A 15127-nucleotide genomic window follows, 5' to 3' on the forward strand; every position below is an offset into this window, starting at 1 on the left:
TGGGTGGTCAGGTGGGCTGGGGGCGGCCGAAGAGCAGGTCGTAGCCTGCGGGGAGCTGGAGCAGGATCTGTTCGAGGAGGTCGTCGCCGGTGGCGTCGGCAACCGTGGACAGGACGGCGCTGACGTCCCAGGCAGCGGTCTGTTCGGTGGCACCCTCGATCCAGGCCGCGGTCGCCCGCACGAACCGCTCCGGAGGTAGCGGCTCGGCGCTCTGCAGCGGGTTGAGAAGGATCAAGGCGAAGCCTTCGGGCAGGCGCGCCGCCAGCTGGGCACGTACCTCGCCGACCAAGTGAGCGCCCAGCAGGGCGAGCACCACGCGGGCCGCGCGTTCGGCTTCCTGCAAGGTTCCGTATTCACCGCGTTCCTTCACATGCTGGAGGAACGCTTCCCGTCGCACCGTCACGTCGGCTGCCACCCCTTCCTCAGGCCCACGGGGCGCGGAGGACAGGCGGGGGGAGATCAGATGGATGCCCGTCCTCCGCCGCTGTTCGCCCCTCCTCGAGTCCGGCTCAGCCGGAGATCTCCTTGCGGCCGGATCCGACGCCGATGGCGATCTTGCGGGGCTTGGCGCGCTCGGCGATCGGGATGCGCAGGGTGAGCACACCTGCGTCGTAGTCGGCCTGGATGTGCTCGGTGTCCAGCGTGTCGGCGAGCACGAGCTGGCGGGAGAAGACACCCAGCGGCCGTTCCGACAGCTCCATCTGCACGTCGTCGGCCTTCGTCACGGGCCGGCGCTCCGCCTTGACGGTCAGCATGTTGCGTTCGACGTCGATGTCGATCGCGTCCGCGCTGACGCCGGGGATGTCCAGGGCCACCACGTACTGGTCACCCTCGCGGTAGGCGTCCATCGGCATGGGGGACGGCCGCGACCAGGTGCCCGGACTCATCAGCTGCTGGGCCAGCCGGTCCAGCTCACGGAAGGGGTCAGTGCGCATCAACATCGGAAAACACCTCCAGCGGGTTCGGGCAGTTGCTGCCAATGCGCCTCACTGACACCGTTGTAGCATGTCATCCAATGGATGACAAACAGGTGGTCGTCCAAAGGATGACCACCTGGTGTCCATGACCCCGCGAACACGCGTCCAGGCCACCCGCCGGCTGGGTGGCGAGGTCGGGGTGGTCGGTCGGTACCTGGACCCCCCTTCCGGAACGAGCTGCCCGAGCTGCATCACTCGATCCCGAGGGGGCCGATACCCAAGTCCTCACGCATGACGCGACGCATCCGTGCCATGGCCTTGCGCCGCCGCTCTATCAAGGGCGCGTCGTCGGCGGAGCCGACAGCCACGCCACGGGTGTAGGCGTCGCGGATCGAGCGCAGGCAGTGGAACGCCTCGTTCCCCGCCTCCACGACCTGCGGGGTGCCCATGAGCCAGAGGCGTTCGCTCGCCGTGTAGATGCCGGTGCCGCGCACGGCTTCCCGCACCGCCGCGTCGCGCGCGGCTTCGGACATGTGGTCGCCCAGGGCGACGGCCCGTATCTCCTCACCCGCGGCTTTGAGGGCGGACACGTACTCCGTGTAGACCTCGCGCCGTACTTCGAGGGCGTGCCTGGTTTCCTCCCGCCGCCACCGGTTGCGGTCGGCGATCAAAGTGGCCGCGATGCCGATGACGGCACCGGTCAGCGTGGAGAGCAGGGGCGTCCAATCCATGTGCCGCAGCTTGTCGAAGCAGGTGCGGCCGGCGCCAGTGGCTTTACGGCCTGGCACTCGCTCGCTTACCGAGCCGGGGACCGTCAGCTTGCACTGTCAAGCGTGCTCGGGGCCGGACGGGGTGGCCCACTCGACGAACTGAACGATCACGCCGTTGGGGTCGGCGATCTGGAAGAGGCGTTCACCCCAGGGCTCCTCCCGCAGTGGCATGGTGATCTCAACGCCCTCGGCCCGCAGCCGTTTCTCCTCGTGCTCGATGCCGGAGGTGGTGAAGGCGAGGATCAGGCCGCCGGCGTGCCGGTCGCGTTGGTCGGCCGGCAGCACCTCGGTGCCGCGGGCGAGGAGGACGACGTCCACAGCGTCGTCGTCGCGTGAAAGGGAGGCGAACCCCTCGGCGGCGGCCTGCTCCACGTAGCCGAGGTGGGTGGTGAAGAACCGCTTCGAGGCGGCGACGTCGTCGACGGTGAGCGAGACGGTGGACGCGGTGATCCGCAAGGTGTTTCCCCACATCTGTTCGTCGGTTCATGGCAAAGTTAGTACCGACGTAAATTTATGCCGCCAGCCCTGGGTCGTGTCAACATAAAAATGCTACGAGGGTAAGATCCCTTCCATGTCGCGCGACGCCACCCCGCCCGCGCCCCCAGGGCTGCGAGAAGCGAAGAAGCAAGAGACCCGGCAGCTCATCTCCGATGTCGCCACCGACCTGTTCCTCAGTCAGGGCTTCGAGCAGACCACCATCGCCGAGATCGCCGCCGCCGCGCGGGTGGCGAAGAAGACGGTGACCAACTACTTCCCGCGCAAAGAGGACCTGGCCCTGGACCACCAGGACACCTTCGTCGCGTCCCTGGCCGCTACGGTGAGCGGCCGTCAGGCAGGCGAGTCCGTCCTGACCGCCCTGCGCCGTGCCTTCGCCGACGCGGCCGCCGCAGCCGACCCGGTCGCCGGATTCTCCGGCCCCGGTTTCGCCCACATGATCGCCGACAGCCCCACCCTCTCGGCCCGCCTGCGTGAGCTGCACGACCTGCGAGAGGCCGCCTTGGCCGCCGCCTTGGCGGACACCACCGGCACACCCCGCGGCGACATCACCCCCCGCACCGCCGCCGCCCTGCTCGGCGCCGTACACCGCACCCTGTTCCAGCGCATCCAGGAACTCACCCTCGCCGGCCAGGACAACGCCGGAATCTCCGCCACCGTCATCGCGGAGGCGGACCGCGCCTTCGGCCTGCTGGAGTCCTCGCTCGCCGACTACGCCTCGGTCGGTACGGCCGGCAGCCCACCGCGGGCCGTCACGCGGCCCGACAGGGAACCGAAGAAGCCATAACCGGCCAGGTGCCGCCGATCGGAGCCTTCGCCCTTTCTGGGTCTCGGGACGGATCGGATCGACATCCGGGAGACCACCGTCAGCCGCTGCCACCTCGAACCGACAGCAGCGGACTAGCGGCGCCCACGGGCCGGCCGACCACGACGACTGGACGGGTGTCGGCGTCGATGACGCGAACGTCGCCCTGGCGGCCTCGGCCAGTACTACCCGGCCGCTCTCTGATTTCCGTTCTCGGCCCGGTCGTCTTCGAGGACGAACAGGGGCTTGGTGCCGTGTGCGGGTGCTTCGGCGAGCGTGACGGCTTCGGCGAATCGTTGGAGCGGGAAGGGGCGCCCTTGGGGGATGCTGAGCACCTCGTCGGCGACGAGGTCGCGGACTCGGGCCAGCGCGCGCAGCGCGATTTCGGGTGAGGTGGTGCCGAACCAGCGGTTCAGCCAGAAGCCGCGGACTGTTTTGGTCTCGTAGATGACCGAGCGTGCCTGCAGCGGGATGGTCAGTGCCGCGGGGTCGGTCTGCCGGTGGGTGGAGAGCGCGCCGTAGACCACCAGCTCCCCTCCCGGGGCCAGTGCCTGGGAGACCTGGGCGCCGACGGGGCCCGCGACACAGTCGACGGCCTTGCGCACGCCGGCCGGTCCGGCGATCTCGGCCACACGCTGCACCAGGTCTTCGTCCTCGGTACAGATGACCTCGTCCCCGCCGAGCGCTGTGATCTCCTCGACGGCGCCGCGTCGCCGCACGACGTTGATCGTGCGGATCCCCAGATGCCGGCACAGCTGAATGACCAGGCGGCCCACGGTGGAGCCGGCGGCCGTCTGCAGCAGCCATTCGCCCGGCTGCGCATCGAGTTCCCGCGTCACGAGGAGCAGCGCGGTCAAGGGGTTGACGGCGAGTTGGCAGGCGGTGGAGTCGCTCAGCTGGTCGGGTACCGGCAGGAGCCTTCGGGCGTCGATGACGAGGTACTCCTGCCAGGTGCCTGCGACGGGGGGTCCGGGCACCGCCGGGATCGCGGCGACCACCACCCGCTCGCCGGCGTTTGGCCCCTCGGTGTCCGGGCCCAGGGTCGCGACCCGGCCCACGCATTCCATGTGACCGCCGACAGCGGGGAAGTCGAGGGAAAAGCCGTAGCGGCCGCGCAGCACGTGCAGATCACTGGCGTGGATCGGGGCCGCGGTCACCCGGATCAGTGCCTGCCCGGCTTCCGGGGCGGGAACGGGCAGGGATTCCAGCCGCAGGACGTCGGTGGGCTCACCGGCCTTCACGGCCACGAGCGCACGCATGGAAGAGGACATGAGCACCTTCCTTTCCGGGCGTCCGGAAGACTCAGCGGGCGCTCCGGCCCGGGCGATGTCGGCACCGACATCGCCGTCGGTGGACCAGCCGTCGTCCGGCTCGGCCCCCCACCGGCCCTCGCCGACTCGCTCAGGACGGTCCCGTGAGCGCCCTGTCGTGCGTCCTGTCAGGATCCGTACCGGGGCCGCTCACCGCGGCGCACCACGCTGAGCTCAGGATGCAATCTGCCATTTCACGCTACGCCCCGCGCCGCGATGATTCCTGGTGGCATGCGATGTACCGACCGTGCCGCGAAGGGCTTGCGGGTGCACCGGATCCCCGCCACCGGCCCGGGCGAACCCGCACCGCATGCCGCGGCGCGGGCCGGGGATCACTCCCCGGCCCGCGCCCTGCCGGTCGGTCCTCCGGTCCTCGGCCGCCCGTCGTCAGCCGAGCAGCTTGCTCGCCAGCGTCGCGGCGTTGTACGAGCCCCAGCCGGTGGTGAAGTCCCAGCCGGTGCCGGCGGAGTAGGCGCCGTTGCTGCCGCTGGTCACGTCGTGGAAGCCGGTGCCGTTCGCCTTGTAGAGGGCGGGGTTTGCGAATCCGAGGTTCGCCTTGCCGGCCGCCGCGGCCTGCTGGTTGTACAGGGCGGCGAACGCCGCCCACTCGGGCGCGGCGGCGCTGGTGCCGCCGACCGAGCTCCAGGAGCCCTGCGAGTAGATGGAGACGCCGGGGCTGGGGTTGGCGTGGGCGGAGACGTCCGGCACCTGGCGGTAGCCGCCGCCGGCGCTCTTCTGCACCGCCGTCTGCCAGCTGGGGATCTTGAACACGGAGGACTTGCCGCCACCGCCGCCGGACCAGGCCACCTCCTTGCTCCAGGCGTTGGCCGAGGTGACGGTCAGCTTGGTGCCGCCGACGCCGGTGACGTACGGGTCGCTGGCCGGGAAGTCGACGGAGGTGCCGCCGTCGCCCGCGTCGTCGGAGCCGTCGTCTCCGGAGGCCGCGTAGAAGCCGAGGCCCTGGGCCGCGCCCGCCTTGAAGACGGCGTCCACCGCGTTGAGGTTGGAGGTGGTGCGGGCGCTCTCGGCGGCGCCCCAGCTGATCGAGGTGGTCGGGATGCCACTGTCGACGATGGCCTGGTAGGTGTCGACCTCGCCCGCGTCGGAGTTGGGGCCCTCGAAGACGGTGACGTTCGCCTTCGGGGCGATCGCGTGCAGGACCTCGATGTCGAGCTCGACCTCGACCTGGCCGTCGCCGAGGGCGCCGGAGCCGCCGTCCACGGCCTTCACGGTTGGGGCGGGCGAGCCCAGGCCGTAGTAGTTGTCGTAGGAGGTGATGTTGGACTGCTTGAAGCCGTCGAACTCGATCAGCGCGACCTTCTGGCCGCTGCCGGTGCTGGTACCGGAGACGTTGTAGCCGCCCTTGAGCTGGGCCGGGGTGTAGCCGCCGCCCGGGCCGTTGTGCGGGGTGACCGTGGAGGGCGCCTGGTGGTGCAGGTGGACGCGGTTGTTGAGACCCGCCACGTCGCTGACGAGGGAGGCGAGGGCGCCCGGCAGCGTCGGCGCGCTGTCGTTGGCGTAGAAGGCACGCCCCGTGCTGGCGTCCTTCCAGGTCGACAGCTTGGTGCCGAAGGCCTTCTCCAGCTGGGCGGCGGTGCCACTGGCGTCGACCAGCAGGTTGCCCGAGTGGACGGTGCCCACGGTCAGGCCCTGGGCGCGCAGGTAGTCCTTGAGCTGTCCGATCTCGGCGTCGGTGCGGCCGAAGCGGGCCGCGAACTGGTGCTTCGTCAGGTAGTGGCCGTAGGAACCGGATCGCGGGTCACTGACCTTGGCGACGAAGGTGTCGAGTGCCTTGCCGCCTCTGGGCGTCAGGCTGATCGCCACCGATATGCGCTTGTCGGCCGCGACCTTCCCGGTGCGGGCCGCGTTCTGCTTCAGGCCCGGCAGGACGTCTCCGGCGATGGCGGTACGCGTCGAGTTCGGCTGCGGGGCGGTCGCGGCATGGGCGGCGGGGACGACGGCGGTGACCAGGGCCGGCGCGGCCACCAGACCGAGCAGTTTCAGACGTGACTTCATCGAAGTCCTCCGGGGAGTGGGGGAGTTGTTCCGGAAGCGGAACGACTTCACCGTAGGAAGACCGCCCCCACCCCCATAAGCGGGGGAACCCTTGCGTTACGTGTTAACGGCCGATGACACGTCAACGCCGTGTGTCGAGAGCGCGACGAGCCTGGGAACGGCTGGGTTGACTGATCGTCACAGCCGCGTCCAAGGAGCCCGCTTGACCATCGTCAACGGAGTCGACGGCCGCCCCGGAGGCGATGACGGCGACCGCCATCGCATGGGCGAGCGCGGTACGCGAACGCACTCCGATCTTGCGGTAGACCCGCGACAGGGTCCCCTCCACCGTCTTGACGCTGATGAACAGCTCCGCCGCGACTTCCCGGTTGGTGGCCCCGCCCCCGACCAGCTCGGCGATCCTGGCCTCCGTGGGCGTGAGTTCGGGCGTGCCCCCGCCCGCCTCACCGCCGCGGTCCCCGGCGTCCAGCCGGGCCAGCTCCTCCCTGGCCCGGGCCGCCAGCGGAGCGGCGCCGATCCGTGTGGCGGTCTCCAGCGCCTCGGTGAGGGCCGTGCGCGCCGCGCTCCTGCGGCGCGCACGGCGCTCGACCGCACCGAGCGCGATCAGGGTGCGTACCACCTCCAGGGGCAGGGGGAGCGGGCGCAGCCGGTCAAGGGCGGCACACAGCCGCGCCGCCCCCTCTCTCGCCCGGCCGATCCCCGCCTCGCGGAGTCCCTCCGCCCGCTCCAGAGCCGCCAGCACGCTGCCGGGCGTATCGCCGGACACACGGGCGCGGGCCTCGCGGACGACGGCCCCGCCCTGTTCCGTCTCGCCCAGGAGGACGAGGGCTTCGGCCAGGTCGCCGTACCAGTGCAGCAGGGGCGGGTCGGCGGCGCACATGGCCGCCCCGAGTTCCCTGACGCGCTGCAACGCCTCGACCGCGGACGCCGCTCCCTGGGGGTCGCCGGTGAGCAGTTCGGCCTGTCCGAGCACGGCCAGCGAGCGCAGCAGGAACAGCCGGTCGCCGTCGGCCTCCGAGGCCCGTACCGCCTGTTCGGCCAGCCGCCGGGCGTCCTCCGCGGTGCCGCCCGCGACGGCCGCCAGTGCGGACGCGTACAGGGCCGGGGCCGTTCGGGCCATGGTCTGTGCGCAGCGTGCCGCGGTCCGCAGCGCCTCGGGGCACTGTCCGGCCCGCACCTGGATCCGGGTCAGCGACACCAGGGTCGCCATGACCTCCTCGACGCCGGCGAACTCCTCGACCGTGGGCAGGAGTTCGGTCACCTGCTCGTGTGCCTCGGGCACCCTGTCGGAGTCGAGGGCCAAAATCGCCCGCATCCGGACCAGCCGCCAGCTCTGCGGACCGCCGTCGACGCCACCGGCCAGGGCGAGCGCCTCCTCCAGCGTGGCGTCCGCCGCGACCGCTTCGCCGGCCAGGGACCGCACCCGGGCGAGGGTGGCGAGCGCCCCGATCCGGGTCTCCGTGTCGCCCGCCACGGCCGCCTGCCGGGCGGCGTGCCGTGCGTGGCCGCCGGCCTCCGCCAACTCCCCGCAGAGCAGCCCGCGTACGGCCGCCCAGTGGTGGAGCCATGCTTCGGCCTCCGGATCGCCGTGGGCGTCCCGGAGGCCCTCCTCGATCAGGGCTTGGGCACCCTCCAGTGCCTGCCCGGCGTTGCGCAGCAGGATCAGCCGGGCCCGTACCCGCCGGCGAGCCGAGCGCGACTCGGCGAGTACCGTCTCGGCGGCCTCACCCGCCTCCTCCAGCTGCCCGGCGTCGCACGCGTACTCCGCCGCGGCCAGCAGCCGGTCGGCCCGGTCCGCGGGCCGGTCGCCGGGGGTGCGGCGGGCGGCGAGCAAGGCCAGCTCGCGGGCGGCACCGAGCGCGCCGTCGCGGCGGGCGTACTCCGCCGCGGACATCAGGGTGCGGGCGGTGTCCTCGTCCTGGTGCGGACGGGCGTGGGCGAGATGGCGGGCCTGCTCGACGGGCTCGGTGAGCGCGTGGGCCAGCAGCGCGTGCGCCTGCCGGCGGCCGGGTTCCGGGGCGTCGGCATAGACGGCGGCACGGAGCAGCGGATGCCGGAAGCGTATGGTTCCGCGGGCGTCGGTCGTTGTGATGCCGAGGCGTTCGGCATCGGCCAGATCCGTGGCGGGATCGGGGAGTCCGGCGGCGTGCAGCAGGGCGAGGTCGGGGCGGGCGGCGGCGCTCGTGACCAGGAGGGTGCGCCGGGCCGGCGCGGGCAGTGTGCGCACCTGGTCCAGGACCAGGGTGCGCAGTCTTCGGGGCACGGGCGGTGTCGGGCCCGAGGGCAGGGGTGCCGGGCCGCGCAGAGCCGCGGCCCGCCCCAGCTCCAGGGCGTACAGGGGGTTTCCGGCGGCCGTGTCCTGGACGGACCGCAGCACTCCCGGGGGCAGGTCGGTGCCGACGCCGGTGCGCACCAGATGGGCGACCTCGTCGTCCGTCAGCGCATGCACCGGAAGTTCGGTGGTGCCCGGCGGGCAGCAGCGCAGCCGGTCGGGCTGTTCACCGTCCGCCACGCGCTCGGCGGCCACCACGCGTATGTCGAGGCCGCCCAAGCGGCGTACGGCGAAGGCGAGTACCTCGGCGGTGGGTGCGTCGAGCCACTGCAGACCGTCGACGACCAGCACGACGGGGCCGGTGGCGGCCAGCGCGCGCAGCACCTCCAGGACAGCGAGGCGTACCGCGAGACGGCCGCGTCCGTCCGCGGGTTCCGGGCCGTGCAGCAGGGCCGCCCTCAGTGCTGCCCGGGGCTCGGGCGCGAGGGGTTCGAGGCAGCTCTCCGGTACCGGCGCGAACAGGTCGACGAGGCCGACGAACGGGAGCCGGGCGTCCTCCTCGGCCGGGGAGCAGTGCAGCACGGTGACCGCCGACGGGGCATCCGTGGTCAGGGACGCCATGAGGGCCGCCACGAGCGTGGACTTGCCGATCCCCGGGGGGCCGTGGAAGAGCACTCCGGGACGGGCCGTCAGTTCGGCCCGGGCGGTGTCGAGCAGCTCGTGGCGCCCGGTCAGCGACCGTGCTCCCACGGCAGTGGAGGTTGGATCATGTGTTCATGACAACCTGTACGGATTCCGTCTGTCAATGACGGCCGTCACGCGGCCGGTCGCCCGTGGCTCACGCGCATCGAGTCGTGAACCTTCGCGATCTCGCAGCGGACGAAGCCACCCTGCCCGGAGCCCTCTTGAGGACCGGCAGCAGCGTGAACAGCCAATCTGGCCGCACCGCATCAACGCGGAGTGATCCACCGGGACATCGAGCTCGCCAACATGGTGCTGGGCGAGGACCGCCAACGAGTCGCCGACTTCGCAAATCGGCCGGGCCGCTCGACAGGCCGGCGCGGCGCCGTGGGCTGGGTGTGTCAGCACTCCAGGCGGTAGCCGTGTCCCCTGAGCGTGGTGATGCGGGGCAACCGGGCCGGGCGGGAAGCCGTTTGGGTGGCTTCGGCGAGGCGACGGCGCAGGCCGGCCATGGTGACGTCGAGGGTTTTGGTGGAGCCGAACCAGTTCTCGTCCCAGACCTCGGCCATCAGCGTCTCACGGGAGACGGCTTGTCCCGCGTGGCGCCCGAGAAGGGCGAGCAGTTCGAACTCCTTCGGGCGCAGGGGGACGTCCGCGCCGTGCAGGGTGCAGCGGCGGGCCACGGTGTCGACGACGAGGTCGCCGAGCCGGAGCGGGATCGCGGTCGTGGTCGGGGTGCGGCGGCGCAGGTGGGCGCGGAGGCGGGCGAGCAGGACGGTCAGGCTGAACGGTTTGACGAGGTAGTCGTCGGCTCCGGCGTCCAGGCCGGCGATCACGTCGATGTCGTCGGTGCGTGCGGTGAGGATGATGATCAACAGGTCGGGGAGGCGGGCGCGCAGCGTGCGGGCGATGTCGATGCCGTCCGCGTCGGGCAGGCCGAGGTCCAGGAGCAGGGCGTCGTAGGGCGTGCGGGCGGTTTCGGCGAGGGCACCCTCGCCGGTGCGACTCCAGTGGGATGCGTAGCCGTTGCTGCGCAGGCCGGTTTCCAGGTGGCGGCCGATGGTGTCGTCGTCCTCGACGACGAGGACGCGGGGGCGGTCGTGGTCCGGCAGGGCGGGTGGGCGCATGCCCGACAGCGTAGGAGCGTGCGTCGTGGCCCGCTTGGCCGGCGGCCGTGGTGCGGTCACAGGTCTCGCAGCTCCTCGACCGCGGGGCGCTTGGCCCGCCGGATGCCGTTCAGGGCTGCGGCCAGCACGGCCAGCAGCGCGGCGAGCGCGGTGAGCGCCAGGTAGGAGCCGGGGACCGCAAGAGCCGAGGGGGGTGGGTCGAAGACGCCGGTCAGTACCTTGACCAGCATGTCGGACAGGGCCCAGCCGATGAGGGCGCCCCCGGCCAGCCCGCCGATGATCAGCAGGAGGGCTTCGGTGAGGACCATGCCGCGCAGCTGATGCTTCTTCGCACCGAGAACGGAGGCGATGGCGAAGGTGCGGCGGCGTTCGGCGAGGCCGAGGGCGAGGACGAGTCCTCCGGCTCCGGCGGCCAGCAGGACGGCGAAGGCGAGTTCGATGCGGGTCAGGCCGGCCAGGTCGACGGAGGTGAGGCTGGTTCCGACGGTGCCGCGGGTCTGGGTGAGGTCCGTGACGGTGGCGGCGGTGCCGAGCTGGTGGCGCAGTCGGGCGGCGATCTGCCGTTGGTGGGTCGCGCCGGTGTCGAGGAGGAAGGCGCCGACGGCGTCGCTGCCGGTGGTCTTGGCGATGTAGGTGGCGTTGGCGACGAAGAAGCTGTCCTTGGGGGCGGTGGGAAACTCCTTGACGATGCCGGCGTAGTGGAACGGGACGGGGCGCAGGGCGTGGGTGCGGGCGTCCTGGATGCGCAGGTTGACCGTGTCGCCCGGGAGGAGCTGGAAGTCGTTGACCGTCTCCGCGCTGACCAGCAGGTTGTCGGGCCGCTGGGCGAGCTGGTGCATCAGCTGGGCCGCGGTGCCGCCGGAGAAGTAGGCGTTCTGCAGGGAGGTGGCCCGGGCGATGGTGTCCGGGCGGACACCGTAGAGGTCCTGCAGGTCGGAGCCGACATAGGCGAAGCGGTGCTGGAGCGGCTCGACGTGCCGCACGCCGGCGATTTTCAGGGTGCTTGCGGCGCTGGGCGGGGTGTGTGCGCCGGGGGGTTGGACGACGGTGACGTCGGCGCCGTTGGTCAGCCGGGCGTCGACCTCGGCCTGCTGCTTGTAGGTGGAGTTGAAGACGGCGGTCGACACGGCGAAGGACACGGCAAGGGCGAGGAGGACCACCGAGCGGGCGAGGGGACGCCGACGCCGGGAGAGCACGGCGGCCGTGGTCCCGGCGAGTGAGGCGGTCAGAGGGCGCGCCAGCCGGGCCAGGAGGGGCCGACCGTGGGTGAGGGCCAGAAGGGTCAGGCGCCACAACAGCAGGGCGGAGCCGATCCACAGCAGGGCCGGGCCGAGGAAGGCCCAGTACGACACCGAGATGCTGGGGACGCCTTCGGGGGCCAGGACGAGGGCGTACTGGTTTCCGGACGAGGCTCGGAAGACGAGCCAGGAGCCGATCAGCAGCAGGAAGTCCAGGCCGTACCGCATCCACCACGGGTTGCGGGTGCTGCGGGCGCCCCCCTCCTTGCGGGTGTCGGACACGGTGAGCGTGCGCAGGTCGCGCAGGGCGGGCACGAGGACGGCGCCGGCGGCGACGGCGGCACCGAGAACGAAAGCGATGGCGTACCACAGGGCCCAGGTGCCCCCGCTCCCGAACGACACGGTACCGAAGGCGAGGCGGCCGGTCAGCGCGGCGAGAGCGACGCCCGCCAGGCCGCCGACCACGGCTATCAGTGCCGCCTCCAGGACGGCGAGGGCGGTGATCTGGCGGGGGCGAAGGCCGCGCAGCCGCAGCAGTCCCTGCTCCTGGCGGCGCCGCTCGCCCCCAGCGGCGGCGACCGCAGCAGTCAGCGCGGCGGCCAGGACGGCGCCGGGGACGCCGAGGAAGAGGAAGAGGATCTGCGCGTAGAGGGCGTCCTGGCGGGCGGAGTCCAGGGCGGCGCCGACGTTGTTGCCGACGAGCGCGGCCCCGGATGAGCGGGCTTCGAGGTTGTGCGCGGCACCCGTGACCGTGGTGAACGCGGCGGCCGGATCGGAGGGCAGCCCGCTGTCGTCGCGGGCGACGTGGATCTGGGTGGTGACGCCGGTGGCGCCCCGGGTCAGCGAGGCGAACTGTGCCGCGGGCAGCAGGACGACGTTGTCGGGGGGTGCGGTCGGCTGGGACTGGCTGGGGGCGCCGACGGTCTGGAAGAGCGAGTCGGCCTGGGGCAGGTCGATCACGCCGTCGACCTTCACCTGGCGCACGCCGACGCCGGGCAGGCGGACGCCGATCGTGTCGCCGGGGGCGGCGTGCAGGTTGGACGCGGTCTGCTGGGCCAGCAGCACACCGTCGGAGGAGCCGGAGAGGGGACGGATCTCGCCGGGGAACCGGCCGCGGTAGCCGTCGGGCAGACCGAGCGCCATCCCGGGGCCGGTGGTCTGGGTGCTGCCCTGGACCTGGGCGGTGAAGCCGGAGGTGTGGGCGAAGCCGACCGGCAGGGCGGCGCGGGTCCCGGGGCTCTTGCGGATGAGTGACAGCACGGGGTTCGTATCGGCGCCCGGCTGGACCTGGACCTGCCAGTCGACGGCGACGGAGCGCACCGCGCGCTGGGTCATGGTCGCTTTCGACGCGGTGAGGAAGGAGCCGAGGGCGGCGATGAGCGCGACCGCGAGGGCGATCCCGGCCAGTGCGGCCAGCAGCCGTCCTGCCCGGTGCCGGGTCAGTCCGCGCGCCCATGCGGTGATCATGAGATCTCCTCGGGTGCGAGCAGACGGCCGTCGCGCATGCTGCGCCGGACGGTGAGCCGGGCGGCGACGGCCGGGTCATGGGTGGTGACCACGAGCGCAGCGCCCGTACGGTCGGCCGCCGTCAGCAGGGCGTCCAGGACGCGTGTGCCGGTGGCGTGGTCGAGGCGTCCGGTGGGCTCGTCGGCGAGAATCAGTCGCGGAGCCTGGGCCAGGACGCGGGCGGCAGCCGCACGCTGGGCCTGTCCGCCGGAGATCTCCTCGGGCAGCCGCTCGGCGAGGTCGGCGGCCCCCACCAGATCCAGTGCCGCGCGGGCGGCCTCCTGGGCCGCGGTCTCGGTCCGGCCGGCCAGGACGAGGGGCAGGGCGGCGTTCTCCAGCACGTTCAGGGCGGGGATGAGGCTGTCGCCCTGGAAGACCAGGCCGATGCCGAACGTCCCCAGCGACGCGGACCGGATCACCTTCCCGCTGGTGGGCTGTTCGAGCCCGGCCAGCAGATGCAGCAGCGAACTCTTGCCCGACCCCGAGGGGCCGACGACGGCGAGCCTCTCGCCGGTCGTGATCACCAGGTTCGCCCCGTGCACGGCCACCACGGCCTGCGCGCCCCGACCGAAGGTGAGGGCCGCGTCCTGGCAGGCCACGAGCGTCTCATCCGCGGGCATGCCGCTCCTCCTGTCGCGAACGGTGATCCGCCGTGGAGGTGCTGCCGGCTCTTCCGTCCGTCAGCGTGATCACCCGGTCGGCGATCCGCACCGCTTCGGCGCTGTGCGTGACGATCAGCACCGCGCAGCCGTCAGCCGCCCGATCCCGCAGCATCGTGAGAACCAACTGCTCGGTGCCGCCGTCCAGCTCACCGGTCGGCTCGTCCGCGAGCAGCACCTCGGGCGCGTTGGCCAGCGCGACGGCGAGCCCGGCCCGCGCCACCTCGCCCCCGGACAGCTGCCGGGGCAGGGCGTGCGCCCGCTCGGCGAGCCCGACCTGCCCCACAAGCTCCCGCCAGGAGACGGCGGAGCGGCGCCCTGCCGCGCGCTGGGCCAGGAGGATGTTGTCGCGCACGCTCAGATGCGGCAACAGGTTGCGGGTCTGCAGCAGCACGCCGATGTGCCGGGCCCGCAACCGGGCTCGCTCGGTCTCCGGCCGGTGACTGATCCGGACGCCGTTCACGCGGACCTCGCCGCCCGAGGGCTCGTCCAGCCCGGCCAGGCAGGACAGCAGGGTCGACTTGCCCGACCCGGACGGCCCGACGACCGCGACGGTCTCCCCGCGCCGGACGTTCAGGGACACCCCCCGCAGGGCAAGCGTCTCCTCCTCCCCGGCCCGGTAGAAGCGGTACAGCTCGCGCGCGCTCAGAACGTCCTCGGCCGGACGGCGTGCGCCGATGCCGTCGTGGGAGTCGGCGGACATACCGCTCACCGCCAGGTGAAGGAGTCGCTGATGATCCGCCACGGGTCGACGTTGTCGGCGTTGACCGGCCCGGACAGGGTCACGTCCACCTCATGACCGGACCGGTAGTAGGCGTACCGCTCGAAGGCGTCCCGCACGACCTTCCCGGTGACCGGGTCCTTCGCCGAGTCGGCCTGGTAGGTCAGCAGGACGACGCGGCCGGCGTGCCGCCTGACCTCGGACACCTTGGGGGAGGCGAACTTCGCCGTCTGGCTGCGCAGCCGCGGGACCACCGTGTGGGTGACCGAGCCGACCGTGGGAGCGGCGGACGCGGCGGCGGCCGTGATCCGGACGGTGTTCAGCTTGTCCGTGAACACCGTGGTGTCCTTCTGGACGGTACGGGCCCAGCCCTCAGGCACTTTCACGGTGTAGCCCGTGAAGGTGCCACCGGCTGGGTGATAGGGGACGTATGCCTGGTTGTCGGGGATGTCTCCGGGCGGATTGGACTCGGTGGGCGCGGGCGCCGGGTTGTTCCGCCCGCCACCTGCAGGGGCACGGGAACCCGCAGCGGGTGACGTCGGGGCGGGGCCCGCGTGCGACCCTGAACCGGAACAGCCGGCGCTCACCGCCGCGACCAGCGCCAGTGCGA

Annotated in this window: 13 protein-coding genes; 1 reads left to right on the forward strand and 12 read right to left on the reverse strand. The window is 72.2% G+C overall.

Annotated features, from left to right (window positions below; translation table 11 throughout):
• Nucleotides 1–7 precede the first annotated feature (7 nt).
• The 4 genes from B446_RS34000 to B446_RS34015 all read right to left on the reverse strand — a co-directional run bounded on the left by B446_RS34000 (nucleotide 8) and on the right by B446_RS34015 (nucleotide 2143).
• Nucleotides 8–403 carry a DUF2267 domain-containing protein gene (locus B446_RS34000; RefSeq protein ID WP_043477186.1) on the reverse strand — a complete coding sequence of 132 codons (396 nt, stop codon included), beginning with the start codon at nucleotides 401–403 and terminating at the stop codon, nucleotides 8–10.
• A 106-nt stretch (nucleotides 404–509) separates the two neighbouring features.
• Nucleotides 510–941: an Hsp20/alpha crystallin family protein gene (locus B446_RS34005; RefSeq protein ID WP_020937600.1), complete on the reverse strand. Its 432-nt coding sequence runs from the start codon at nucleotides 939–941 to the stop codon at nucleotides 510–512.
• A 227-nt stretch (nucleotides 942–1168) separates the two neighbouring features.
• On the reverse strand, nucleotides 1169–1648 hold the full coding sequence (locus B446_RS34010; protein WP_020937599.1) for a hypothetical protein: 480 nt from the start codon (nucleotides 1646–1648) through the stop codon (nucleotides 1169–1171).
• A 96-nt stretch (nucleotides 1649–1744) separates the two neighbouring features.
• A complete protein-coding gene (locus B446_RS34015) occupies nucleotides 1745–2143 on the reverse strand; it encodes a VOC family protein (RefSeq protein WP_043477183.1) in 399 nt (132 codons plus the stop codon).
• 115 nt (nucleotides 2144–2258) lie between these two features.
• On the opposite strand from B446_RS34015, the gene B446_RS34020 reads away from it, so the two are divergent.
• On the forward strand, nucleotides 2259–2969 hold the full coding sequence (locus B446_RS34020; protein WP_020937597.1) for a TetR/AcrR family transcriptional regulator: 711 nt from the start codon (nucleotides 2259–2261) through the stop codon (nucleotides 2967–2969).
• Nucleotides 2970–3172: 203 nt separating this feature from the next.
• Here B446_RS34020 and B446_RS34025 read toward each other — a convergent pair whose 3' ends face one another.
• The 8 genes from B446_RS34025 to B446_RS40570 form a co-directional block, all read right to left on the reverse strand.
• Complete coding sequence (locus tag B446_RS34025; RefSeq protein ID WP_237751108.1) at nucleotides 3173–4258, reverse strand: zinc-dependent alcohol dehydrogenase family protein; 1086 nt, start codon at nucleotides 4256–4258, stop codon at nucleotides 3173–3175.
• A 426-nt stretch (nucleotides 4259–4684) separates the two neighbouring features.
• A complete protein-coding gene (locus tag B446_RS34030) occupies nucleotides 4685–6313 on the reverse strand; it encodes a S53 family peptidase (RefSeq protein ID WP_020937595.1) in 1629 nt (542 codons plus the stop codon).
• Nucleotides 6314–6434: 121 nt separating this feature from the next.
• Nucleotides 6435–9335 (reverse strand): LuxR family transcriptional regulator, encoded by a 2901-nt coding sequence (locus B446_RS34035; RefSeq protein WP_020937594.1) that lies wholly within the window; start codon nucleotides 9333–9335, stop codon nucleotides 6435–6437.
• 332 nt (nucleotides 9336–9667) lie between these two features.
• Nucleotides 9668–10393, reverse strand: a complete 726-nt coding sequence (locus tag B446_RS34040; RefSeq protein ID WP_043474489.1) for a response regulator transcription factor — start codon at nucleotides 10391–10393, stop codon at nucleotides 9668–9670.
• 56 nt (nucleotides 10394–10449) lie between these two features.
• Nucleotides 10450–13098, reverse strand: coding sequence for an FtsX-like permease family protein (locus B446_RS34045; RefSeq protein WP_020937592.1), 2649 nt, complete (start codon nucleotides 13096–13098; stop codon nucleotides 10450–10452).
• The gene (locus B446_RS34050) at nucleotides 13095–13757 is read right to left on the reverse strand and encodes an ABC transporter ATP-binding protein (protein ID WP_020937591.1); all 663 of its coding nucleotides are present in this window, start codon (nucleotides 13755–13757) and stop codon (nucleotides 13095–13097) included. Before B446_RS34050 ends, B446_RS34045 begins: the two co-directional genes overlap by 4 nt.
• Entirely contained in the window at nucleotides 13744–14499 is a 756-nt protein-coding gene (locus B446_RS34055) for an ABC transporter ATP-binding protein (protein WP_020937590.1), read from the reverse strand. The genes B446_RS34050 and B446_RS34055 overlap by 14 nt, the downstream gene beginning before the upstream one ends.
• Nucleotides 14500–14504: 5 nt before the next feature.
• Nucleotides 14505–14897 carry a hypothetical protein gene (locus B446_RS40570; RefSeq protein ID WP_237751107.1) on the reverse strand — a complete coding sequence of 131 codons (393 nt, stop codon included), beginning with the start codon at nucleotides 14895–14897 and terminating at the stop codon, nucleotides 14505–14507.
• Nucleotides 14898–15127 lie beyond the last annotated feature (230 nt).

Source organism: Streptomyces collinus Tu 365 (genome assembly GCF_000444875.1).
In the GTDB taxonomy this organism is placed as follows: domain Bacteria; phylum Actinomycetota; class Actinomycetes; order Streptomycetales; family Streptomycetaceae; genus Streptomyces; species Streptomyces collinus_A.